This window comes from Sorangium sp. So ce281, from assembly GCF_051527395.1.
GTDB classification, from domain to species: Bacteria; Myxococcota_A; Polyangia; order Polyangiales; family Polyangiaceae; genus Sorangium; species Sorangium cellulosum_B.
The window spans coordinates 3,394,770-3,417,709 of the sequence record NZ_CP150322.1; the positions used below are offsets into that span (position 1 = coordinate 3,394,770).

A 22,940-nucleotide genomic window follows, 5' to 3' on the forward strand; every position below is an offset into this window, starting at 1 on the left:
GTGCCGAGTCGCCCCGCCCTCGGGCCCACCGACGCTCCCCAAGGCTCCACGCAAGCCGCTGGTCCCCACTCATATGTGGCGCGGGAGGCGCTCTGGGGCCCTCTCTCGCCAGCTCGTCAGTCGCGCGCAGCGCGTGAGTCGCAGGTGCCCCGACGCCTCCCGCGCAGGGGTGGCCGGGGCGCGGAGGATCGGGGCCGACGGTGCCGAGGAATACGAACGCCAGGCGTCGTCGTTGGCACGGGCGATCGATGAAGCACCGACCATCAACCCTCCTCCTGGCCGCGCTCCTCGCCGCGGCTTGCTCGCGCCCTTCCAGAGAGACGCCGGCCGTCGAGCGCAGCGCCGAGGTCGCCGGGACGGCGGCGCCGGCTCCGCCGGCCTCTCCACCGCCGCAGCAGAAGCTCCAGGCCGTCACGCGGGTCGGCAGCGCGCTCGCGCGCGCGCCGCAGGACGACGCCCTCTATCTGGCCGACGAGGACCACGCCGTCCTCCGGCGCATCCCGCTTCCCGTCGACGTGAGCACGCCGCCTGTCGAGATCGCGATGCCGGGGCGGCCGGCGCAGGTGGTCGCGCTCGCGGACCGCGTGCTCGTCACGATCCGCGATCCCGGGCTCCTCCTTATCTTGCGGCCCGATCCCACGGCGGGGCTCGTGGAAGCGGCCCGCGTGCCCCTGCCGGCCGACGCCTGGGGGCTCGCGATCACGCCCGATGAGCGCACGGCGCTCGTCACCAGCGCATGGGCGGGCAAGGTCTCCGCGGTCGACCTCGCGACCGCGACCGCGACATGGGCCATCGATGTCCCGCGCGAGCCCCGCGGCGTCGTGATCCGCGAGGACGGCGCGGCCGCGTACGTCACGCACCTCACGTCCGCCTCGCTCACCCGGATCGCGCTGGGTGGCGCTCCCGAGGCCCGGCCGGTCGCCCTCCCTCCGTCGCCTTTCCGGGCTCCTCATGGCAGGTCGCTCTCCGCGTCGCTCGGCTACGCGGCCGCGCTCTCGCCGGATGGCCGCCGCCTCTTCGTCGCGCGCCACGCGCTCGGCGCGCTCGGCGAGCAGGCGTGGTTCGGCGCCTCGACGGTCGACGTCCTCATGACGAGCGACGAGGCGCCCCTCGCGCCCCGGCGCCGCCAGGGCGCGCCGCTCTGGCGGACGAGCGCGCTCGACGATGCCGCGTTCGACGACGCGGAGCTGGAGCTCCCCAACACCTCGCTCGCCCCGTTCGTCCAGCCGCGCGCGCTCGTGTACCGGAAGAGCACCCGCACGCTGCTCGTCGCCAGCGAGGGCACCGACGCCCTGGTGGAGCTCGACGCGCTCGCGGTCGATCCGGCGCTCCGCCCGCTCCGCACCTACGATCTCGGCCGCCATGCGGGCCCCGACATCTACGTGGCGACCCTGTGCGGCGCGCCCAGCGGCGTCGCGCTGTCCGCGGACGAGTCCATCGCGTGGGTGGTTTGCCGTTCCACGGACGCCCTCGCGATCGTCCGCCTCGACGAGCATCGCGACGACGCTCCGTTCGAGCCGAGCCCCGTGCCGTACATCGCGCTGGCCGACGCGCCGGTCCCTCAGCAGGCCGCCCTCGGCCGGAAGCTCTTCTACAACGCGGTCGACTGGGGCACGAGCGGCGGCCTCGGGTGCGCTGGCTGTCATCCGGACGGGCGCGACGACGGCCATGTGTGGCACGAGGCCCACGTGATGGACATCGGCGGCGAGAGCGTCAATTTCCTCGGATCCGCCGAGAACCAGCCGGCCGACGTGGCGCCGCGCGGCGGCGTGCCCCGGCAGACTCCCATGCTCGCGGGCCGCGTGTCGGCCGAGGGGCCTTATGGCTGGAACGCCCAGAGCGAGAACCTGGCGGAGCGCCTCCGCGAGGGGTTCGGCCTCCACCGGTGGGGGCCCGGTGGTCTGGGCAACGGCGAGCTCGCCCTGAGGGCGCGCCACCTGGCCGCGTTCCTGCGCGCGGGCCTCGTACCGCCGCCCAGGGAGGCGCGGAGGCTCACGCCGCAGGAGGAGCACGGCCGCGCCCTCTTCATGAGCGACACGGCGCAGTGCGCTCGCTGCCACGTGCCCGAGACGGAGCACACCGACCGCATGGGCTACCCGATGCCCGGGTTCGCGGCGCGGCCCGGGTTCGCGGAGGAGAAGGCGGGCCAGGTGTTCAAGACGCCCTCGCTGCGCTTCGTCGGCGGGACGGCGCCCTATTACCACGATGGATCCGCGAAGACGCTCGAAGAGCTCATCGACGAAAACCAGGACCGGATGGGTCGCACCAGCCACATGTCGAGGAATGACAAGGCGGCGCTCGCCGCCTTCTTGAGGACGTTATGAAGAAGAGAGCGGTGATCGGGATGGTCCTGCTCGGCGCGCTCGCGCCGGCGCAGGCGGCGGAGTCGGTGCTCGCCCCGGCGGGAGGCGCGGCGGCCGGGCCGCAGGCGGGAGCCGCGGGAGGTCCGGCGGACGCGGGAGGAGGCGCGGAGGCGCCGCGGAAGCGCGCGCTCGAGGCGACGCCCCCGCCGCCCGAGCGGACTGCGCGGCCGGCAGCGGCCGAGTGGGACGCCGCGGGGCAGGTGTCGCTCGCGCGCGTCGCGAGGGGCGGCGCGTGCAAGGCGTGCCGGCAGCGCGAGTGGCTGCGGATCGATTGCAGCGTTCCGTCGGTGGTCGCCGTGAGGTCGCTCGGCGCCGGGGCCGGAGGCGAGTCTGTCTCGGTCGGCCAGCACAGGGCCGACGAGGACGGCCCCTTTCCGTCGAGCGTCTCGGTGATCTTCCCCGTCCGGATCGGCGACAGGAGGGTCATCGAGATCCTCTCGATCGAGGAAGGATACCGCTTCCAGACCGGGCTCTCGACGAGCGTCATGATCTCCGAGCAATGGCTCGAAGGCGACGCCGGGCCGCTCGTCAGCGTGCTCTGAAACCACGCCGGCGCGACGCGCGACGCGCGACGGCCGACGCGCTGCCCTGCGCCTGCCCTGCGAGGCGCCACGCGCCCGGACGACACCCACACGAATTCGGAGGCATCCCGCGCTCCGAGCCGGGATGCCGCGATCGAGCGGGCGCGCTCTGCATCGAGAGCCTGTTCGCGAAATGTTGCGGTGCTCACCGCGCGACGCCGCATCGTGTGCGCCTTCCTCCTGCTCCCCGCACTCACGCGTGGCGCGTGGCGCGTGGCGCGTGGCGCGTGGCGCGCGTGGCGAGAGCAACCCGCGCGGCTTGCGGGAAGGGATTGGATCCGGCGTGACTACGTCGTAGTATGGAAAGCTCGCATCGACCATCGCACCGGCCGTCGGCTGCAGCATCCAGAGGAGCGATCCGGCGGTCGTCGCGCGCTCGGTCGAGAGATGGAGAGAGATGAGCTGCTTGAACGTGGATCCTGTCGTCATCGACAGCTTCGGGATCGAGCCAGCCTTGAGGGACGACACCCTCAGCGTCAAGCTCACCGGCACGGGGGACATGGCGGCATCTCTGCCGCTCAGCAGGTACGTCAAGGCGCTGGAGGGCGAGGTGATGCGCCTCTCGGTGAGCACCGTCGAGTTCGACGTGCGCGACGTGCGCTTCATGAGCTCGAGCTGCCTCAAGGCGTTCGTCGGCTTCATCTGCCGCCTGATAGGCCATGGCCTCAAATGCAGGATACGGTTCGTCACGGACGCGCAGCGGACATGGCAGCGTCGGAGCCTGAAGCCCCTGGATCGCATATGCCCGGAGCTGGTCTCGATCGCGGACGCATGATCGAGAGCCCGAGGCCATGACGAGGCAGCGTCGGACGCTCGCGTTTCTGATCGACAATGTCGTTGGCGACTACCAGTCCGAGCTGCGCGCCGGGATCGAGCGCGGCGCCGCGGCGCACGACGTCAACCTGCTGACGGCGTTCAGCGACCCGGCCATGGCTCGCCGGCCGGAGGTGGCCGACCGGGGCACCTTCTATCACCTCATCGGCCCTGAGACCGCCGACGGCGTCATCGTCGCCTCGTCGACGCTCTCCCCTTACGGCGGCATGGAGGTCATGCGATCGTTCTGCCGGTCCTTCGCGCCGCTGCCGGTGTGCAGCATCGGGACCGCGATCGACGGTGTGCCTAGCCTGATGGTCGACAACGCCCTCGGGAGCGAGATATCGGTCGGGCACATGGCGGACGAGCACGGGTGCCGGCGCATCGCGTACATCGGCGGCCCGAGCAGCAGCGAGGAGGCCGCGCTGCGCGCCGGCGGGTACCGGAGGGCGCTTGCGGCGCGGGCGCTCCCTTGCGACGAGCGCCTCCTCGTGTTCGGTGGGTTCACGATCCCGACGGGGCGCGCGGCGATGCGCGAGCTCCTGGCGCGCGGGGTGGCGTTCGACGCCGTGGTGGCGGCCAACGACAGGATGGCGCTCGGGGCGATCGAGGTGCTCAAGGCCGAGGGACGCCGCATCCCGGAAGACGTCCTCGTTTGCGGGTTCGATGACGTCGGCATCGCTCGCTTCACGAAGCCGTCGTTGACGACGGTGCGCCAGCCGATCGAGCGGCTCGGGGGGATGGCCGTGAGCACGATCCTCCGCATGATCGACGGTGAGGCTGTCGAGGCGCTGCAGCTCGCGCGTGTGGAGCTCACGCAGCGCGAGTCCTGCGGCTGCGGGTACCGCGCGGGCGACACGTTCCTTCAGCCGGTCCCCTCGGTGCGCGGCTTTCCGCGCCCCATCGCGGATCAGCGGGCGTCGCTGGAGCGCGCGCTCGCCAGCAGCGTGGCGATCCCGAGGGGCGCCCTCGACGGCTGGGCGGGCGACCTGCTCGCCGCGATGGAGGCGGAGCTCGCGGGCGACGAGGGGCGCTTCCTGCGCGCGCTCCAGGCGCTCCTCGACGGGGCGAGGCGCGAGGGCGTGCTCCTCGAGGAGTTCCAGGCGGTGATATCGCTCCTGCGATCGCGGGTACAGGGGTCGCCCGTGGGCGGCGACGCAGCGCTGGAGCAGCTCTGGCACGCTGCGCGCATCCTGATCGGGAGCGAGTGCGTGCACGTCGAGGGGGAGCAGCGGCTGAACGTCGAGCTCGCCGCGATCGATGTCACCTACGGCGCGCGGGGCTTCTCCGCGTGCTTGAGCCTGCCCGTGCTCAAGGGGTTGCTGGCGTCGGAGCTGCCGAGGATGCGGTTCTCGGACGTCGCCGTGTCGCTGTACGACGACGCTCAGCACGCCACCATGAAGCCGCTGTTCGTGATGGAGGACGGCCACGAGGTGGAGGTGCCGGCCGTGAGCTTCCCGGCGCACCTCCTCGCGCCCCCGGGCTTCCTGGACGCCGACGAGCGCATCAGCAGGATCGTGCTTCCGGTTGCGTTCGGCGACGAGGAGAGGTTCGGCGTCGCGGTGCTCGACCACCGCGCCAGCGGGATGATGTACGAGGTGCTGCGCCTCCAGCTCGGCTCCGCGGTCAAGGCCGCGGCGCTGCACCGGCAGGTCGTCCGGGAGGTGGAGCTGCGCGAGCGGCTGGAGCAGGAGCGGGTCCGTCAGGAGAGCCAGGTCGCGGCGCGCATTCAGACCACGCTGGTGCCGAAGCAGCTCTCGATCGAGGGGCTCGACCTCTGCGCGGTCATGAAGCCGGCGGCCGAGGTCGGCGGTGATTACTACGATGTGATCCCGGCGAACGGGGGCGGGTGGCTGGGGATCGGCGACGTCGCGGGGCACGGGCTCGCGGCGGGTCTCATCATGCTGATGATCCAGAGCATGGTATCGGCGCTCACGTGCAACGACCCGGCCGCGAGCCCGGCGAAGGTCATCACGGCGCTCAACAAGGCGATCTACAAGAACGTCCGCGATCGTCTGGAGCGCGACGAGCACGCGACGCTCCTCTTGCTCCGGTACGAGCGCAACGGGCGCGTGACGTTCGCGGGCGCGCACGACGATCTGGTCGTGTGCTCGGCGCGGACGCGGCGCTGCGGGTGCATTCCGAGCTCAGGCGTCTGGATCGGCGCGCTGCCCGAGATCGGCGCGCTGACGCGGGACGCCGAGCTCTACCTTGGGGATGGGGACGTGCTCGTGCTCTACAGCGACGGCGTGACCGAGGCGCGGAACGCCCATCACGAGCAGTTCGGGCTGGAGCGGCTCTGCGCCGTCATCGAGGCTGTCCAGACGGAGCCTGTCGGCGTGATTCGCGACCGGATCCTCGATGCGGTCGAGGGGTGGTGCCCGAGCCCGGACGACGACATCACGATCGTCGTGGCGCGGTATCGCGCGCCCGAGTAGCTGGGGCGGGTAGCGCTCGCTCTGGCCGGGCTCGTTCTTCGTGGTGGACCCGTCGCGCCGGTGGAGCTCCTCGCTGCGCGGGGCACGGCCGGTGCTGCTGCTGGCGAGCGGGCGAAGGAGAAGGCCGCGCGCAGTTACCGCGAGCGCCCTGGTTTCTGGGACCTCGCCGCGTTCTGTGCCCGCGGTCCACGGTCCGGCGCGCGCGAGCGCGTCTTGGCGGGGGATCGGCGGGTCGTGCTGGCTGGCTTCGACGCGAACACCTCGCTCATGGACGCTGCCGTCGCCGCGCTGGCGATCCATCGGTCGAGCTCCGCAGGAGCCGTGCAGGCATCAATGTGAGCCCGCTCATCCGCCGTCAGTGACAGGCCGCGCGCTTCGAGCACCGCGAGCAGGGCCTCGATTTTGCCCTCGATCTTGCCCTCGGCCCGACCACGCTTCTCGAAGAAGAGCCGGAAACGTCGAGACGCCGGGGTTTCAGGGACTTTGCTTGGATCCATGGCCATCTCCCTGAGCGCGGCCAGCATGGCGTCGCTCGGCACCGCGAGGATCGCACGCGCCTGCGCGTCCCGCAACGGCTCGTCGGCGAGGTGCTTTTCGGTCAGCTCCAGAGCGCGCATCACGATCCGGCGCGCGGCCGGCCCGCGGCGGTGGTGTACGGCCCAGGCGGCGAAGAGCGCGAGTTCCGGGTGCATCGGATCGAGCAGCGCCTCGACGCGTCGACCTGCCAGGAGCAGCACCCGCGGCGTCAGCTCGAAGCGCGTGCCGAGCGCGCCCTGGAGGTGTGCGACCCGCTTCGCCCAGGAAGCCACGCGGCGGCTGGCCGTGATCACGAGGACCTCGCCCATCGCCTTTTCCTGATGAACAAGCACGCTGACCGCAAGCGGCCAGCTCCTCCGCTTGCGCTCATCGATCGAATTCTGGACCTCGACCATCAGCCAGCCCCGCTGTCGCGAGCGCAGGAGCAGATCCGGACGAACCTCGATGGCTCTGGTGAAGCGCACGGTCGCATCGACCACCTCGGTCGGCCCGCCGAGCGAGCAGCCGGTGAGGTGGTGGAAGAGATCGGCGAGCAGCGCTGGACGATCCCGCAGCGCGACGACGAGCACCTCGTGCGGAGTCCCCGGCATCTGGCTGTCTCTACCCGAAGGGAGCGAGGTTGGCGAGCCTCGATGTCGTGAATTCGATCCTCCGTTGGAGAGGGCCGTCGAACGGACCGATGATGTGGAAGCGACCAATTCTTGCTGCTCATGATGAAATAGTCAGGGCGCGTGTAATGAGGCGCGGCGAGCGCCAGGAGCCACACGCACAGGGACTGCGCACAACTGCCTTGGCCTGTCGACGTGGCAACGCTCGCTCGCCGGGCACCTGCCGGTGATCCTCTCGATTCCGGCGGCTCCCTCTGGCGGCCGCCACCCCGTCCGCCGCGTCCGCCACCCCTCCCGCCGCGAAATTCCCTGAGTTCGCCGCCCTCTCCGCCTGGCACGCCTTTCGCGAAAGGGCTCCGGCATGCAGGCCACGGCGCTCACGTTCTCTCTGCTCGGGCTCGACGCGCACCCCATCCGGGTGGAGGTCGACTCGGGCCGCGGTCCGTCGTTCTTCCAGATGGTGGGCCTCGCCGAGGCGAGCGTCCGCGAGAGCCGCGTGCGCGTCCGCGCCGCGCTCCAGCAACTGGGCATCGAGCTTGACGAATATGTGATCACCGTGAACCTCGCCCCGGCAGACCTCAAGAAGAGCGGCGGCGCGTACGACCTCGCCATCGCGATCGCCGCGCTCGCGGCGCTCGGCAAGGTGCCCGCCGGGGGGCTCGACCGGATTGGCCTGCTCGGCGAGCTGTCGTTGAGCGGCGCGGTGCGCCCCGTGCGCGGCGTCCTGCCGGCGCTGCGCGGCGCGGCGGCGCAGGGGGTCACGCGCGCGATCGTGCCCCAGGGCAACGCGCGCGAAGCGGCGAGCGTGGCTGGTATCGACGTCCTCATCGCGGAGCACCTCGGCCAGGTCGTCGCGCACCTCCGCGGCAACAAGCCCCTTCCGGGCGCGGGGACCATGGCCGCGAACGACGCAGAGCAGAGCGCTTCAGCGGCGGATCTCGCTGAGGTCCGCGGCCAGCACGGGGCGCGCCGCGCCCTCGAGATTGCCGCTTCCGGGGGACACAACCTGATCATGGTCGGCCCGCCAGGCAGCGGAAAGACCATGCTTGCTCGGCGCCTGCCGACGGTCTTGCCGCCGACGTCCTACGACGAGGCGCTCGATATCACCGCGATCCACTCCGTCGCCGGGCTGCTCTCCCCGGACAGGGGCCTCGTCGCGATTCGCCCGTTCCGCGCCCCGCATCATACCGTGAGCGCCGCGGGCCTCGTCGGCGGCGGGGATCCCATCCGCCCCGGCGAGGTCTCCCTGGCCCACCATGGGTGCCTGTTCCTCGACGAGCTGCTCGAGTTCCGCCGCGGCGTCCTCGAGGCGCTCCGCGAGCCGCTCGAAGAGGGCACGGTCGCCCTTTGCCGCGCCCGCGCCCGCGTCGTGTTCCCGGCGCGTCCGATCCTGGTGGCCGCCATCAACCCCTGTCCGTGCGGCTTCCATGGCGACCGCGGCAATCGCTGCGCCTGCTCCCTCGATCGCGTCCGCGCCTACCGCGCGCGGCTGAGCGGGCCGCTGCTCGATCGCATCGATCTTCACATCTCCTTGCCGCCCGTCGATGTCGCTCACCTGTGCGCGCCGCTCGCCGACGGCCGGTCGTCGCTCGACGCGCCCGAGAGCTCCGCGGCGGTGCGGGCGCGCGTGGTCGAGGCCCGGGCCGCGCAGCGCGCGCGCTTCGAGGCGGGGGAGGTCGGGGCGACGCACAACGCCGAGCTCGGCCCGCGCGATCTCGCGCGCGTCGCCATGCCGGACGCGACCGGCGCGCGCGTGCTCGCGTCGGCCGTGGAGCGGCTCGGCCTCTCGGCGCGGGCGTACACCAAGGTGCTGCGGGTCGCCCGCACGCTCGCCGACATGGACAGGAGCTCTGCCGTGCGGGCAGCGCACGTGGCAGAGGCGATCGGCGCGCGGCTGTTCGACCGCGAGGCCGCCTGCGGGCCGGCGCCCGCCAGCACCGCCGCGGGCGCCTGAGCTCGCCGCAGGGCCAAGGACCACCGCGCCCGCAGCGATGCGGGCGCGATCGCGGCCGCCCCGACGGCCGCGCTGGATCGTCTGTCCGCGCGCTCGGGGGCGCGCACGTTCAACACGCAGCATTTGAACCGCAACAAGCAACGAACGCACGTCGAAGAGGAGAGACCGAGATGATGACCGAAATCGCTGAGAAGCTCCGCACCGTGAAGACCGTCGTCGGCACCATCGAGAAGCAGTTCGGGAAGGGGGCGATCATGTCATTGAACGACGAGAACGAGACCCGGGACATCGGCCTGATCCGGACCGGATCCCTGTCGCTCGACGCGGCGCTGGGGATCGGGGGATACCCGCGCGGGCGCATCGTGGAGATCTATGGCCCGGAGTCGTCGGGGAAGACCACGCTCACGTTGCACGCGATGCGGGAGGCGCAGCGCGCGGGCGGCGTCGCCGCGTTCATCGACGCCGAGCACGCGTTCGACGTCACGTACGCGCGCTCGCTCGGCGTCGACATCGACAGGCTGCTCGTCTCGCAGCCGGACAACGGTGAGCAGGCGCTCGAGATCGTCGAGATGCTCGCGCGCTCGAGCGCCGTTGACGTGATCGTCGTCGACTCGGTGGCTGCTCTCACGCCCAAGGCCGAGATCGAGGGGGACATGGGCGATTCGCACATGGGCCTCCAGGCGCGGCTGATGAGCCAGGCGCTGCGGAAGCTCACGGGCATATGCCACCGCACCGACACCACGCTCATCTTCATCAACCAGCTCCGGCAGAAGATCGGCGTCGTCTTCGGCAATCCCGAGGTGACGACCGGCGGCAATGCGCTCAAGTTCTACGCGAGCGTGCGGCTCGACGTGCGCCGGATAGGGCCGGTGAAGGTGAGCGACGAGGCCATTGGAAGCAGGACGCGCGTCAAGGTGGTCAAGAACAAGATGGCTCCTCCGTTCAGAGAAGCCGAGTTCGACATCCGATGGGGAGCGGGCATCGACGGCGCGGCGGATCTCATCGACTTCGCCTGCCAGCTCGGGGTCGTGGAGAAGAGCGGCGCGCACCTGTCGTTCGCGGGCGAGCACATCGGGCAGGGGAGGGAGCGCGCCCGCGAGGCGCTGCTCGGCAAGCCGACGCTCGCCTCGTCGCTCCGCGCCGCCGTCGACGCGGCGGCGCCGGCGCGCGCCAACGGTAGCAACGGCGGCGCGGCGATGGATTCCTGATCTCGGGGCGGCCGGCGCGCCCGGCGGCTCGCCGCCGCCGGCGCGGCCGCTCTCGCTGCGCGACGACGCCGCGCCTCGCGAGAGGCGCAGGGCGGTGGGCGCCGGCGGATGGTGAGCGACGGCAGAGACGACACGGACAAGAGAACGACAGCAGACGACAACACAGAAGCGAACTGGAGCATGTCATGAACGAAGGACTGAACAAGGTGATCCTCATGGGCAATCTCGGCGCGGATCCGGAGCTGCGCTACACGGGCAATGGCACCCCGGTGCTTCACCTGCGCATGGCGACGAACGAGTCGTTCGTGGACAGGAACAAGGAGCCCAAGGAGCGCACCGAGTGGCACAGCATCGTGTTCTGGGGGCCGCGCGCCGAGGCGCTGGCCAAGGTGCTGACGAAGGGGGACGGCGTGCTCATCGAGGGCGGGCTGCGCACGTCGAGCTACGAGAAGGACGGGATCAAGCGCTACCGCACCGAGGTGATCGCGCGGGATCTGCGCTTCGCGGGGCGGCGGGCCGCGTCGACGGAGTCCGCGCCGGGTCCGGACGACGACGGCGAGCCGACGCTGCCCGGGGCGAGCGTGCCGACCACGGCGCGGCTCGGGAAGAACGGCGCGCGGGGGCGGCCCCCGGAGGTGCCCGCGCTGGATGAGATGCCGTACTGAGGCGGTCCGTCCGGACGAGCGCGCGGGGCGAGGCGGCTTGTATCGAGCCGCCTCGCGGCGTCCCCGGCATGCGTCATCTCACCCTGTCCGCGACATTCCCCTCCTGCGGTCGCCGTCGCGGCCCCATCGAGCCCCCCCGGCGCTCAGAGCTTGGCGTGTTGCTGGATTCCACTCAGGCCAGTTTCCAGGGCGATGTGTTACGAGGTAGCCCTTCGCGGACGCTGGCGCGCAGCGTCAGCCGCGAGATGCGCGAGATGCGCGAGATGCGCGAGATGCGCGAGATGACTGATTCGATGACTTCAGGTGACCATCACGCGGTGGACAGTATCCGGCAGTGCCGTCTGAAGAACCCTCGTGTCCTACATGAACACAGAAAAGTGATTGAATCGATGGATAACGTGCTCGAAGTGTGTTGACGAATGCCGTGCTTTGGAAGTAAACACTGGATGCTAGGCTCGACGCGACCAGGTGCGATTCTCTTGCTGTACACGATCGACCTCCTCAACCGAATCTGCTCGGCCTGCGGAACGGCAACGTGGTAACCGTCAACCGAGGTACTTCATGCTCAGCAATGCGGTTCGCTTTCTGATGGTGTCTGCTGCTGCTTCTGTCGTCGCGCTCGGCGCTGCGCCGGCCGACGCGTGCTCCCTGCTGTCCAGCGGAGCGCTCGACTTCATCGCTGCCGGTACGCCATCGGCGGTCGGGGCTGTCTTCTTCACGAACGTTCAGAAAGAGGAGTTCTGGTCCGATCCAGACCCGATCGTGGACGCGGTGAACGACGCGGCCAATATGTCCTACTACTGGGGTTCGACGAGCCCGAGCTCGGAGAAGTACTATACCGAGTTCACCAAGCCCGGGGCCATCGTCTCGCTGAGGTCGAACATCTCCGGCGTCGCTGCGGGTGACGTGCTCGTCATCAACAAGACGGTGGCAGGCGGCGTACAGACCGCATACGGCGGGCACACCGTGATCGTCACGGGCCCGGCGCAGCAGCTCACGACGGCCATCAACCCGATCTACTCGGACACGCTGCAGTGGGCGCTGCCGATCGCCGACTCCACCAGTTCGGTCCATGGATGCAGCACCACCTGGCGTGACAGCCGGTGGACGAGCACGTGCAGCGACTTCGTCGCAGGGCCGGGGACGGGCTACATGCGCATCTATACCGATCTCGCCGGAAACTTCGTGGGTCACACCTGGAGCGTCACCTCGGTTTCAAGCAGCAATTTTTACCCGATCGCGAGCACGACCGTCCCGGCGCGGCCCTTCGTCATCGGCGAGCTGACGACCTGCCCGCTGCCCACGCCGACCCCCTGAGCCGACGCGCCTCCGGCGCAGCGGCGCGATCGCCTGGCAATCCTGAGGGCGCGCGCCCTCAGGATCGCCGTCTCCCCCCCTCGGCGTTTACGGCGTTCCGCCCTTCTCGGCCGCCGCGGGCACGCGGCAGAGCTGGGCGATGCCTTTTCCGCTCAGCTTCTCGCGCGTCAGCTCGAACTGCGGCACGTACATGCAGAAGCGGCCGCCCTTCTCGGTCGCGATGCTCGTTCGACGCGAGATCATCTCCTCGAGCTCCGAGCGGCTGACGGCCTTGTCCGTCTTCAGCGTGTCCGAGATCTTGAGATCGACCGCGTTCGGGCAGCTGACGCTGGCGGCGACGGTGAGGTTGGGCTTCACCTTCTCCTGACCTTCGCGATAGTCAGCACCAGGCCCGGCCTGGCCGCCCGCTTGCGCCCTGCCGGCCTGGGCGCCTTCGTGGGGCTGGCGGCCGCCTTGAGCGCCGCCGGCATGGGCCTGGGCTTGGCTGCCGTCGGTCTGGCCCTGCGCCCCCGCGCCGCCGCCCCGTCCCAGGTTGCCGCTGCCGGTCTGGCCGCCCGACGGCTGCTGCGACTTGCCCGCCGCGACGGGATCGATCCGACCGTTGACGGAGGCCGTGTAGGTGCACCCTTCCTCGACCGGGAACGAGATCTGCTCCTGGAGATTTATCGCCTGTTTCTTCTGCCCCTGCCCCTGTTGCTGCTGCGTGCGCTGTGCGCCGCTCGGGCTGGGCTTGTCGCCCTGATGCTGCGCGCCGCCCTGCGCCGCTCCCCGCGAGCCCGGTTCACGTTGCTGCGGCGAGCCCGTGCCGCCCGTCTGTGCTGCCGCGAGCGCCGGCACGACCGCGAGCGCTCCCATGGCGAGCGCGAGTTGGATGGACCGATTCGATTTCATATTACCCCCAACCGTAGAATCTGCTTCCGATCGTACTCACCACCGCCGCGGGCCGACCGCCCACTAGGCGGCTTGTTCCCAGACCTTCCTTGACAGCGCGTCCTTGAGCCACGCGAGGTGCCGCTGCTCATCAGTGTAGTTGCGCTCGACGATCGCGCGCGCCTCGGCCGTGAGCGACTCGTCCAGCGCCGCCTGGTATTGCCGGTTCGTGAGCTCCTCGTTGCCGCGCATGGCGAGGAGCGCGCTCTGGTCTCCCTGGCTCGTGATCGCCGTGAACCCTTCGATGAGCTTGCCCTTGAGGTCGCGGGTCCGTGCCGCGATGCCGCCGAGCGACGTCACATGCGCGGTCAGATCCACCACGTGGCGCGCGTGATCGTCCCTGAAGCTCGCGAGCCGCTCCTTGGTATGAGCGTGCTCGCACGCATCGATGGCGCGATCGTAAGCGGTGATCGCGTCGCGATCGAGCTGGATGAGGTCGTTGAGCACCTCGATGACGTCTCTCGCCATGATGGACACTCCTTCCGGGATCCCGCTCCGCTCGGACCCCACCGCCCACCACCTGGGGCATTTGCGTGGGGGCGCAAGCCATGCGCACGTCGTCACCGGAACTTGTGGTCGCCGTTGCCGCGCCGGGCTCGGCCGCCGCTCGAGGCTCTGCCGATGGCGGCCGTGGCGGGCGGTCCGGCATCCCGAACGGTCCGGCAACCTCGACCTGGCACGGACCGTGAAAGTCAGTCGGGAGACGGGAGACGGGAAACCCTACAGCTTCCGTGGACCGGCGCCGCCAGCGCCGGCGCCGCGGGGAGATGGGATTGTGCCTATGATACGCTCTCTTGGCCGCTCCTCGATGCGCGCCGCGCTCGCGCTGCTCCTCGCCGCCTCCGCGGCTTGCGCCGAGGGGCTCGCGAACGCGCCCAGCATCAACCGCGAATGGACCCCGGAGGACCGTGGTCAGGACGCCATCGCGAATGGCCCGAGCTCCTGCCCCAGGGAAGGCCCCGATCCGCTCTCGCCTCCCGGCGAGCTGCGCGACATCTGCCCCAAGGCCGCTCCGACGCGGCTGCCCAACGCCGCCGCGTCGCCCTGAGCGCAGCCGGCTCGCGCCAGAGAACCTCGCTGCGCCCGCTGACCTCACGTTCGCGCGCGCAGGAGCGCGCGGCGAGCTCGGCACGAAAGAGGGCCTCCTGCGGCCGACCGCTTCCACGATTCGATTGCCCGGATGCGGTTGTGCCTGCCAGCGCGAAGGCAGAATGTCCCGGCTGAGGCGCGCTGCCTCAGGCAGAAGGAACGATCGCCAGGGCTCTGGTCTGCCTCTACGGCTCGGGCGCGACAGCTCCCGCCGCGGCGCCCGCTGCGGGGGGGCGACTCCGCCGCTCGCCCGCGGGGCACTCGCGGTGCCCGGCGCCTGCCGCGTCGACCGTGAGCTGGCCGGTCCGGCGTGGCTGCCGCGCGGTCGGGATGGTGATGGGCTCCTCGATGAGCTCCGGCGCCAGGGCGCCGCGGGCGGGGACGAAGCGCGGCTCACCCGGCTTGCGATCGTCGGCCACCTTCCACGCGCGTGGCACCTTCCTCAGCCCGACGGGATAGAGGGTGAGGCCGTCGCGGTGGACGTGAATCCGCAAGAAGTTCTTGTAGTCCTGGATCCGGAGCGCCGAGAACGCTTCGTTGCCGTGCCGCTGCGCGACGTTGAGCGAGATCAGGAGATAGACGCCCATGATCGTCGACCCGACCACGGCGCCGGCGGCGCCGACGAAGAGCGTCACGCCGAGGAGGCTCCACATGGACGGGAGGTCCCGGACGTCGACGCCGAGCAGCGTGCCGCCGAGGTGCGCGAGCCCCAGCGCCGCCCCGAGGTGCGCGAGCGCGTGGAGCGAGCCCGCGAACCGGCGATACCAGGTCTTGTAGGTGTCCGTGAAGACGATGAACACGAGCACGACGACGAGGACCCACCCCACGGCCCCCGGCCCGGGACGGGGCAGCGTCAGGGAGGAGAGCATGTAGACGAAGGCGGCGGCAGGCCAGAAGCCGAGGTTGTGCCGAGCGAACGAGAGGTTGCGCCAGGCGAGCCGGCGCGACTCCGACTCTGACGGAAACGAGGCGCGCAACACATAAGGGCGCTGGTCGGCGCCCGCGCCGGAGCGGACCACGGTGACCGGCTCGCCGTGGGTCGGGTGGAGGAACGCGCCGCCGCCGCCGGCGATGACGTTTTGCCGGCCGTCCGCGGACTCGTGGCGGCGATAGTGGTGCAGATCTCCGGCGATGCGCGCGACGATCTCGACCCCGGGCCGCGCGTCGGCGAGCTGCTTCTCGAAGAAGGCGAGGTTGCTCTGGAGCTCTGGGTTGTAGATGGCGCCCTTCACCCAGTCGGGCTCGGCGGTGCAGAGGATCACGCGATCGCCGTCGCGCATGTCGTGCGTCGCCAGCTTGCAGAAATACTCGATCTGCGGCTGGTCGATGTCGGACTCGAGCTGGATGTCGACGCCGAGCAGCCAGAAGCCGTGGGGCAGCTTCAGCGCGAAGTAGCTCCGCGACTGGAGCGTCTTCCAGGCGCCGAGCGTGCGTTTCTGGCCGAAGAGGCGCATGAAGCTCATCAGCCCGTCGTACCAGTCGTGGTTGCCAGGGATGGCGAACAGGTGCGGCGCCTCCGTCACATCGGCCTTCGGGAGCGCGGCCGCGTAGGGCTCGACGAGCCGCGTCCAGTACGCCTGACGCGTGGCCGAGGGGTAGACCTGGTCGCCGCCCATGACGAGCACCTCTCCGCGCCTCGTCTCCCGGCCGCCCAGCGAGAGGACCGGCCGCGCGAGGAGGCTCGCGATCGCGTAGGTGGGGTTGAAGCCATCGCCTGTGTCCGCCACGTAATCGATCCAGAGCTCGTCGCGCATGACGCCGTTTCGGACGGCATAGTCGAAGGGAGGCTGCGGCCCCGCGATCGCCTCGAGGAGGCGGAAATCGCCGCGCGCGCCCATCAGGCGGGAGACGGTCATGTCGAGCGCGGAGCGGGCCAGCTGGAAGGGGCTGTACCAGCATGTCATGACGCTCCGCTGGAGCGCCGCGAGCCGCTCGCGATCCGGGCGATCGATCATCCGTCCCTCCGCCCAAGGGAGGTTATCACCGCCGGAGCGCCGCGTCGCCTCGGCCGCGCGCTTCTGCGGGGCGCGACGACGTTGTGGGCGCTCACGCTAGGCGAGATCACTGCCCTCCTTGAGACAGCCGGCGAGCTCGCTGAGGAGCTTGTCGGTCGCCTCCAGACCGCTCGTGAAGGCTTCGCCCTCCTTGGCTCGGCGGGTGAGGCGCATGTCGGGCGACAGTCGGTAGGGTGAGGCCTTCGGTTGGACCAGCTTGAGCACCTTGGCATGATCGAGCGGGGTGTCCTCGCGCAAGTGCAGCGTCACGCCCTTGGCGCTCGCCTCGCATGCGAGCGCCTTCAGCCGGCGCAGCTCGGTCTTGAGCCGCATGAGGTGCACGAACCGGCGCGCCTCGAGCGGAGGCGGGCCGAAGCGATCCTCCATCTCGACCGCGAGGTCCTGCACGTCCTCGGTCGAGGCGGCACCGGCGAGCCGCTTGTAGAGGGAGAGGCGTATGCCTACATCGGAAATATACTCTTCTGGCAGAAGCGCGTCGGCGTCGAAGGAGAGCTCGGTGTCGACGTCGTGGACCACGGGCTCGCCGCGCAGCTCGTGGACGGCCTCGTCGAGCATCTGGCAGAAGAGCTCGAAGCCAACCTGGGCGACGGTGCCGCTCTGCTCGGCGCCGAGGAGGTCGCCGGAGCCGCGAAGCTCCAGGTCGAGCGAGGCGATATGGAAGCCGGAGCCGAGCTCGGTGTGGCGCTCGAGGGCCTCGATGCGGGCGCGGGCCTCGTCGGTCATGGCGTTCGGGGGCGGGACGATGAGGTAGCAGTAGGCGCGCTCCTTGGAGCGGCCGACGCGGCCGCGCAGCTGGTAGAGCTGCGAGAGGCCGAACATGTCGGCGCGGTCGATGAGGATCGTGTTGGCGCGGGGGATGTCGAGGCCGCTCTCGATGATGGCGGTGGCGCAGAGGACGTCGTAGCGCCCCTCGACGAAGTCGAGCATCGCCTGCTCGAGGTGCTGCTCGCTCATCTGGCCGTGGGCGACGCAGATGCGGGCGCTCGGGACGAGCTCGGCGAGGCGGGCGGCGCGCTCGTAGAGGCCCTCGACGCGGTTGTAGACGTAGAACACCTGGCCGCCGCGGCCGACCTCGCGGAGGACCGCCTCGCGGAGGACCGCCTCGTCGTGGCGGGTCACCACGGTGCGGATGGCGCGGCGATCGACCGGGGGGGTCGTGATGATCGACATGTCGCGGAGGCCGGAGACGGCCATCTGGAGGGTGCGGGGGATGGGGGTGGCCGAGAGCGTGAGGACGTCGACGTTGGTCTTGAGGGCCTTGATGCGCTCCTTGTGGGTGACGCCGAAGCGCTGCTCCTCGTCGACGACGAGGAGGCCGAGCCGCTTGAAGTGGACGTCCTTGGAGAGGAGGCGGTGGGTGCCGATCACGACGTCGACGCTGCCGTCGCGGAGGCCGCGAGAGACCTCGTCCTGCTCCTGCTTGGTCTGGAAGCGGGACATGACGCGGACCTCGATGGGGTAGGAAGCCATCCGGGATCGGAAGCTGAGGTAGTGCTGCTGCGCGAGCACCGTGGTTGGGCAGAGGACGGCGACCTGCCTGCCGGCGTTTGCGGCGCGGAAGGCGGCGCGGATGGCAACCTCGGTCTTTCCGAACCCGACATCGCCGCAGACGAGGCGGTCCATCGGACGGCCGGACTCGAGGTCGGCCGCAACCTCGGTGATCGCCCGGGCCTGGTCGGGCGTCTCGTCGAAGGGGAAGGTCGCTTCGAAGGCGCGGTAATCGTCGTCCGCCGGTGGAACGGGCTCCGCCGTGGCGGCGCGGCGCTCGGCGTAGAGGCGGAGGAGCTCGTCGGCCATCTTGCGGACGCTCTTCTCGACCCGCGCCTTTGTCTTGGCGAACGTCTGCCCGCCGAGCCGGTCGAGCTTGGGGGCGCCTTCGCCACCGCTAAATTTCTGGATCTGGTTCAGGCGGTAGACCGGGAGGTAAAGCTTGTCACCGCCGGCGTACTCGACGGCGATGAGATCGACCGTGGTTGAGCCGACCTGCTTGTGGACGAGGCCAAGGTACCGCCCGATACCGTGATCAACGTGGACAACGTAGTCGCCGACGCCGAGGTTGCGGAGGTCCTCGAGGAAGGCCTGCGACGGCTTCGTGGAGGAGGCGGCAGCGCGTGCGGCGCGGCGGTGAGCGCGAGCACCGAAGATTTCCTCCTCCGTGACCAGCGCGAGCCCCTCGGCAGGAGCGATGACGCCGCGCGCAAGAGAACCCGTAACGACGAGGGCCGTGTCGCGCGGAGACGCGGAGCTGCTGCCATCGAAGAAGGCGGGGTCGAACGGACCGAGGTTGGCCTTCACCCGCACGTCGCGATGGCGGAGCAGGGCGACGAGGCGCTCAACCTGGGTCTGCGCGCGTGCAGCGATAAGAACTCGTAGGCCCGCTTCTTGCCAAGCGACCACGCGGCGAACGAGCGGGTCGAGAGCGCCGTGCTTGCCGCGTGACGCGCGAGCCGTCTTGATGGCGCGCTCGAGGTCCGACTGGTCGCGCGTCGCGAGCGACGGGACGTCCTCAGGGACGACCTCGAAACGCTCCAGCGAGTTCCGGTTTTCCGCAGCACCCTCAACCCCGGTGCGGTGCAGGGCAAGCACGGCACGCGCGCCGAGCCACGAGGCAACGTGTGCCTCGTCCTCGTAGAAGGAGGCCAGCGGGAAGTGCGGCTCACGGTCCTTGTGGCTCCGATCGGTCGCAGCGCGACCGAGCTCGTTGCGCACGGCGGCGGTGAGGGAGGATGGGTCCTCAAGGAGGAGGAGCGCGTCGTCGGGCAGGTACGACGTGAAGGAGGCGAGGTCGATGAAGGCAGGCAAGTAGCCTTCGGCCCCGAAGAAGGCGCGGCCGCTCGCGACGTCGTCGACCAGGGCGCGCGCCTTGGTTGAGGGGAAGTCGATGACGTCACATGCGGCGCGTACCCGCTGGCGGGCCCGCTCGACATTGGCAGGCGTGAGGATCGCCTCGCGCGCCGGCGGGATCCAGACCTCCTTCACGTCGGCGACCGTGCGCTGGTCGTCGGGGTTGAAGGTCTTGATCGATGCGACGATGTCTCCGTAAAAGTCGATGCGCACCGGCAGCTCGGCGGAGGGCGCCCAGACATCGAGGAGGGCGCCGCGGACGGCGAAGGTCCCCGGGTCTTCTACGAGGGGGCTGCGGACGTAGCCCGATGCACCGAGGCGGGCCGAGAGCGCGTCGCGATCCATCTCCTGCTCGGCGATGACGAGCTCGGCGTGTTCGGTGATCTCGTCCCTGGGTACGACCTTGCGGGCGAGCGCGGTGATGGGGCAGACGAGGACCGACCAGGGAAGGTCCATGCCGAGGTGGAAGAGCGTGGCGAGGCGGGTCTGGGCGCCCCGGCGGTCCGGGTTGACATCCGCGTAGGGGCTGGCCTCGTTCGGCAGGTAGAGAAGGACGCGGCCGAACGTGGTCGAGCCGGCTGCCTCGGCGTCATCGGCATCCCGATCGACGAGCAGGAACGAGGTATCGGCCGCCAGAGCGCGGGCGCTGTCGACGTCGGGAGTGAGGGCGATGATCCGGCGCCCGGCGGAGGCCGCGACGAGGCGACGGATGACGAGGGCACCGGCCGAGCCGGCCGCGCCTGTGACATGACGGGTGCCAGGCGGCGCCACGGCGAGCTCTGCGGCGAGCTCACGGGGCGTGACGACCCGGCGGTCTGCCGGGAGATCGAACGACGGGAGCGGCTCGAAGTCGGCCGGCGTGGAGGCGGGCGGGCCGCTGGTAGCGGTATCGTTCGAGGCGCTGTCGTCGACGTGGCCTGAGAGCTCGGCGACCGTGGCGCTGAGCGGGGAGCTCGAGGTGGAAGTGAGGGAGCGCTCGGGGGGCATCGGCGCAGCGCGGTCTAGCATAGGCGGCGCGATTCGACCCGCGGTCTCGACCCGACCGTGGTTCGCGCCGCGCGCGGGAACGCAACCCCGCCGTGCTGCGGTCTCGACCCGACCGTGGTTCGCGCCGCGCGCGGGAACGCAACCCCGCCGTGCTTGGAGCGGATCTGGCCGTCGTAGCGGGGGCGCTACGTGACGCGCACGCCAGCTCGGTCCCGGTCCCGAATCGCCTCTCGTCACGATGGTAACGTCGACTCTGGACTCCACTCCACGCAGACATTTCGACCGCTCAAGCACTGTTCACGCCCAGCCTGGCAGCCTCGAGCGAACCCGAGCGGGCGAACCAGTACGCCTGCCGGTCAGTCGAACCGTCCGTTGTTGCGCATGAATCGAGCCTTGGAGGAGATCGAATGCTTGGTCCTGCCCGTCGCTTGCGACAACGCCGTGTCCAGGCGTCGATCGTGTTGTGCGGCGGGCGAACTGATCCTCCTGGTTTCCGATCTTAATATAATTGTGTCGGCGTGTGCTGGTCCTGCGTCTATGCCGTCGCAGGCTCGCCCTCGTTGACGGTGACCCCGTGGAACACGCGCATCCACCACGTGCCCACAGGGAAAATTACGCCGCGTACACCTGCGCGCCATTGATCGATCGAATGTCGGTATGCGATGCGAAAGGCTTGGATGGCCGCGATGGCGGCGTTCTTTGCGTCTGCCTGCCGGCGGCCGACTGCGAATGTTGGATTGAGATCGCGAAGCGGCTCGATGCTCGTTGCTCGTTTGTAAGGAGAAATGTTCCTCGCGCGCGCAGCCCCGAGGAAGCCAAGCCTTTGTCGCTGTAGGGTGGCGTGAGCCTGTCTCTCGTGCAGATCGATCCGTTCTGTGATCTCGCAACGAAATTTGTCGGCACTGGCATCGCTGATCGACGGTGGAAGCGTGATCGCAAGTGCGACGTCGGTTGGCCATTCGGGGTTCTGTGGATCGAAGTATATTTCAGGGCGTTGGGCGCGCAGGACGCCGCGGCCGATGTCGCCGACGAGCACCTTGGCTCCTGGCCACTCATGTGCATGCGGTACGAGACCAGCAGCGACCGGATTTGCGAGCGTGTAAGCGATCTTCTCCACCAGAGCGTCCCGTGTTGCTAGCCGTACCACGCTCGTTGCTCGATCGTCCCACACCGGCCCCTCCCACGCGCGCAAGATCTTGGTCCCGAGAGCGACAAGCCGATGGAATCTCTGCAAAAATCGTGGGAGCTCACCGTGTGTGTCTGTGACAACGATATGAATGTGCGTGGACATCACGCAGAGGGCGTGTACGAGGATGCCATGGCGGCGGGCCGAGACCGCCAGGGTATAGATCACGAGCCGTGTGATCGCGGAATCGGGGCGGAAGAGAAAATGCCTTCGCAGTACACGGCGGGTGAGAAGATACGTCGCGCCGGGGACGATCGCACGAGGCTGGCTCATGCCTGACGGGTATGTCAAGCGCCGTGCCAGACTCGAAATCGGCCGATTTTTGAGGATTTGGGTGATCGAGGAGGTGGCGGCCGTCATCCTCTTCGCCACCTGCGCCACCCAATGGTCAGGTCGGGGGGCAGAGCAGAGCGTGTGCGGAGCGCAACGTCAGTCGAGCGCGACGTCGCGATGTGGCTCGGTAGACGGCGGCTGCTGCGAAGGCCATGGAGGGGATGCTGGCGATGCATCGTGGGCCGGCAACAAAACCGAAGAAAAAGCTCGACAGTTCTACAGGTGGACCCCGCCTCCGAGCGATACCCCCCACGTAGTCGCCCCTCGCTGCCCGGCCAGCCCGGACGGCGCATCCAGGTTGACGGCAACCTGGGAGCGTACGAACACCGGCTCGAATTCGACATTCGCATACAAGATTGCTGCCCACTGTGAGAAATCTCGCCCTGCGAGCGGAGCCGACTGCGCGAGCATCTGCACTCGCACTCCGGGTGTCAGCGGACCCATCCGCAAGCCCGCGTGAGCGGCGGCCACGACCGCCAGCCGAGACGGGTTGGAGTTCACGGAAACGAGCACGGCTGGATCCAGCTCAGCGCCAACGACCACCGGCATGGACAGCTCCGCCCGGCTGCGGAGCAACAGCGCGATCGGGATCGCGTTCGGTGCCCACATCCAGTAATCCGCGAACCCGCGCGCGGCCGTAGCTACCGCGTAGTTGTACTCGGCCTCCGTATTCTTCGGGATGGTGCCAGGGAACGTCGTCACCGGCGGTGCAACCCCGACCCCGGCATAGATCGAGCGGTTTCGCTCCTCGAGAAGCGCCGCCTGCACGGTCACGAACGGATTCCCGAAGCGAAACGACGAGCGCCGCGCCTCTCCCTCGATCCGAAACGTAGTCCAGGCCGAGGTGATGTCCGCGGTTGCGAGCAGCCAGCTGTTCAGGCGAACGCCCGCCGCCACCTGCGGCGCGACATGAATCGTAGCCACCGTCCGGTCCTGCGGCGAGGCTGTGAAAATGCCGTACAGCGCAACATGGCCGCGGCCGCCAGGTCGCGACGGAATGTCCCCCGTCGTCTGTGCCCAGCTCGGCGCCGCCCCGACCGTGGCAACCACGGTGACCGTGAGCGCGAGCCCG

The 22,940-nt window shown here is 69.9% G+C and carries 17 protein-coding genes; 10 read left to right on the top strand and 7 right to left on the bottom strand.

All coding sequences use genetic code 11. The features are described 5' to 3' along the window. Positions 1–248 precede the first annotated feature (248 nt). From WMF27_RS13025 to WMF27_RS13040, 4 genes are all read left to right on the top strand, one after another. The gene (locus WMF27_RS13025; RefSeq protein WP_437768554.1) at positions 249–2,324 is read left to right on the top strand and encodes a hypothetical protein; all 2,076 of its coding nucleotides are present in this window, start codon (positions 249–251) and stop codon (positions 2,322–2,324) included. After that, positions 2,321–2,905, top strand: coding sequence for a hypothetical protein (locus WMF27_RS13030; RefSeq protein WP_437768553.1), 585 nt, complete (start codon positions 2,321–2,323; stop codon positions 2,903–2,905). The genes WMF27_RS13025 and WMF27_RS13030 overlap by 4 nt, the downstream gene beginning before the upstream one ends. A gap of 436 nt (positions 2,906–3,341) precedes the next feature. Beyond that, positions 3,342–3,719, top strand: coding sequence for a hypothetical protein (locus WMF27_RS13035; RefSeq protein ID WP_437768552.1), 378 nt, complete (start codon positions 3,342–3,344; stop codon positions 3,717–3,719). Between the two features lie 16 nt (positions 3,720–3,735). Further along, complete coding sequence (locus tag WMF27_RS13040; protein WP_437768551.1) at positions 3,736–6,195, top strand: SpoIIE family protein phosphatase; 2,460 nt, start codon at positions 3,736–3,738, stop codon at positions 6,193–6,195. Positions 6,196–6,329: 134 nt separating this feature from the next. Here WMF27_RS13040 and WMF27_RS13045 read toward each other — a convergent pair whose 3' ends face one another. Further along, positions 6,330–7,301, bottom strand: coding sequence for a hypothetical protein (locus WMF27_RS13045; protein WP_437768550.1), 972 nt, complete (start codon positions 7,299–7,301; stop codon positions 6,330–6,332). A 400-nt stretch (positions 7,302–7,701) separates the two neighbouring features. On the opposite strand from WMF27_RS13045, the gene WMF27_RS13050 reads away from it, so the two are divergent. The 5 genes from WMF27_RS13050 (at position 7,702) to WMF27_RS13070 (ending at position 12,484) form a co-directional block, all read left to right on the top strand. Beyond that, entirely contained in the window at positions 7,702–9,294 is a 1,593-nt protein-coding gene (locus WMF27_RS13050; RefSeq protein ID WP_437768549.1) for a YifB family Mg chelatase-like AAA ATPase, read from the top strand. A 170-nt stretch (positions 9,295–9,464) separates the two neighbouring features. Beyond that, complete coding sequence (gene recA, locus WMF27_RS13055; protein WP_437768548.1) at positions 9,465–10,502, top strand: recombinase RecA; 1,038 nt, start codon at positions 9,465–9,467, stop codon at positions 10,500–10,502. A gap of 185 nt (positions 10,503–10,687) precedes the next feature. Beyond that, a complete protein-coding gene (locus WMF27_RS13060; RefSeq protein WP_437768547.1) occupies positions 10,688–11,167 on the top strand; it encodes a single-stranded DNA-binding protein in 480 nt (159 codons plus the stop codon). Between the two features lie 155 nt (positions 11,168–11,322). Then, positions 11,323–11,583: a hypothetical protein gene (locus tag WMF27_RS13065; RefSeq protein WP_437768546.1), complete on the top strand. Its 261-nt coding sequence runs from the start codon at positions 11,323–11,325 to the stop codon at positions 11,581–11,583. 145 nt (positions 11,584–11,728) lie between these two features. Continuing rightward, the gene (locus WMF27_RS13070; RefSeq protein ID WP_437944166.1) at positions 11,729–12,484 is read left to right on the top strand and encodes a hypothetical protein; all 756 of its coding nucleotides are present in this window, start codon (positions 11,729–11,731) and stop codon (positions 12,482–12,484) included. 87 nt (positions 12,485–12,571) lie between these two features. On the opposite strand, the gene WMF27_RS13075 is transcribed toward WMF27_RS13070, so the two are convergent. Together WMF27_RS13075 and WMF27_RS13080 are read right to left on the bottom strand one after the other, a co-directional pair. Further along, positions 12,572–13,321, bottom strand: coding sequence for a hypothetical protein (locus WMF27_RS13075; protein WP_437768544.1), 750 nt, complete (start codon positions 13,319–13,321; stop codon positions 12,572–12,574). Between the two features lie 117 nt (positions 13,322–13,438). Continuing rightward, entirely contained in the window at positions 13,439–13,882 is a 444-nt protein-coding gene (locus tag WMF27_RS13080; protein WP_437768543.1) for a ferritin-like domain-containing protein, read from the bottom strand. Positions 13,883–14,195: 313 nt separating this feature from the next. Between WMF27_RS13080 and WMF27_RS13085 the strand changes: the two genes are divergently transcribed. Next, positions 14,196–14,462 (top strand): hypothetical protein, encoded by a 267-nt coding sequence (locus WMF27_RS13085; RefSeq protein ID WP_437768542.1) that lies wholly within the window; start codon positions 14,196–14,198, stop codon positions 14,460–14,462. Between the two features lie 226 nt (positions 14,463–14,688). Here WMF27_RS13085 and WMF27_RS13090 read toward each other — a convergent pair whose 3' ends face one another. From WMF27_RS13090 to WMF27_RS13105, 4 genes are all read right to left on the bottom strand, one after another. After that, positions 14,689–16,458: a metallophosphoesterase gene (locus WMF27_RS13090; protein ID WP_437768541.1), complete on the bottom strand. Its 1,770-nt coding sequence runs from the start codon at positions 16,456–16,458 to the stop codon at positions 14,689–14,691. 96 nt (positions 16,459–16,554) lie between these two features. Further along, positions 16,555–20,349 carry a transcription-repair coupling factor gene (gene mfd / locus WMF27_RS13095; RefSeq protein ID WP_437768540.1) on the bottom strand — a complete coding sequence of 1,265 codons (3,795 nt, stop codon included), beginning with the start codon at positions 20,347–20,349 and terminating at the stop codon, positions 16,555–16,557. A 535-nt stretch (positions 20,350–20,884) separates the two neighbouring features. Then, complete coding sequence (locus WMF27_RS13100) at positions 20,885–21,808, bottom strand: transposase (RefSeq protein WP_437769858.1); 924 nt, start codon at positions 21,806–21,808, stop codon at positions 20,885–20,887. 276 nt (positions 21,809–22,084) lie between these two features. Further along, positions 22,085–22,918, bottom strand: coding sequence for a hypothetical protein (locus WMF27_RS13105; protein WP_437768539.1), 834 nt, complete (start codon positions 22,916–22,918; stop codon positions 22,085–22,087). Positions 22,919–22,940: the final 22 nt, after the last annotated feature.

Coding starts and splice junctions, on each gene's coding strand:
- WMF27_RS13025 (WP_437768554.1), top strand. CDS start 249: ATGAAGCACCGACCATCAACCCTCCTCCTGGCCGCGCTCCTCGCCGCG.
- WMF27_RS13030 (WP_437768553.1), top strand. CDS start 2,321: ATGAAGAAGAGAGCGGTGATCGGGATGGTCCTGCTCGGCGCGCTCGCG.
- WMF27_RS13035 (WP_437768552.1), top strand. CDS start 3,342: ATGAGCTGCTTGAACGTGGATCCTGTCGTCATCGACAGCTTCGGGATC.
- WMF27_RS13040 (WP_437768551.1), top strand. CDS start 3,736: ATGACGAGGCAGCGTCGGACGCTCGCGTTTCTGATCGACAATGTCGTT.
- WMF27_RS13050 (WP_437768549.1), top strand. CDS start 7,702: ATGCAGGCCACGGCGCTCACGTTCTCTCTGCTCGGGCTCGACGCGCAC.
- recA (WP_437768548.1), top strand. CDS start 9,465: ATGATGACCGAAATCGCTGAGAAGCTCCGCACCGTGAAGACCGTCGTC.
- WMF27_RS13060 (WP_437768547.1), top strand. CDS start 10,688: ATGAACGAAGGACTGAACAAGGTGATCCTCATGGGCAATCTCGGCGCG.
- WMF27_RS13070 (WP_437944166.1), top strand. CDS start 11,729: ATGCTCAGCAATGCGGTTCGCTTTCTGATGGTGTCTGCTGCTGCTTCT.
- WMF27_RS13080 (WP_437768543.1), bottom strand. CDS start 13,882: ATGGCGAGAGACGTCATCGAGGTGCTCAACGACCTCATCCAGCTCGAT.
- WMF27_RS13085 (WP_437768542.1), top strand. CDS start 14,196: ATGATACGCTCTCTTGGCCGCTCCTCGATGCGCGCCGCGCTCGCGCTG.
- WMF27_RS13090 (WP_437768541.1), bottom strand. CDS start 16,458: ATGATCGATCGCCCGGATCGCGAGCGGCTCGCGGCGCTCCAGCGGAGC.
- mfd (WP_437768540.1), bottom strand. CDS start 20,349: ATGCCCCCCGAGCGCTCCCTCACTTCCACCTCGAGCTCCCCGCTCAGC.
- WMF27_RS13100 (WP_437769858.1), bottom strand. CDS start 21,808: ATGAGCCAGCCTCGTGCGATCGTCCCCGGCGCGACGTATCTTCTCACC.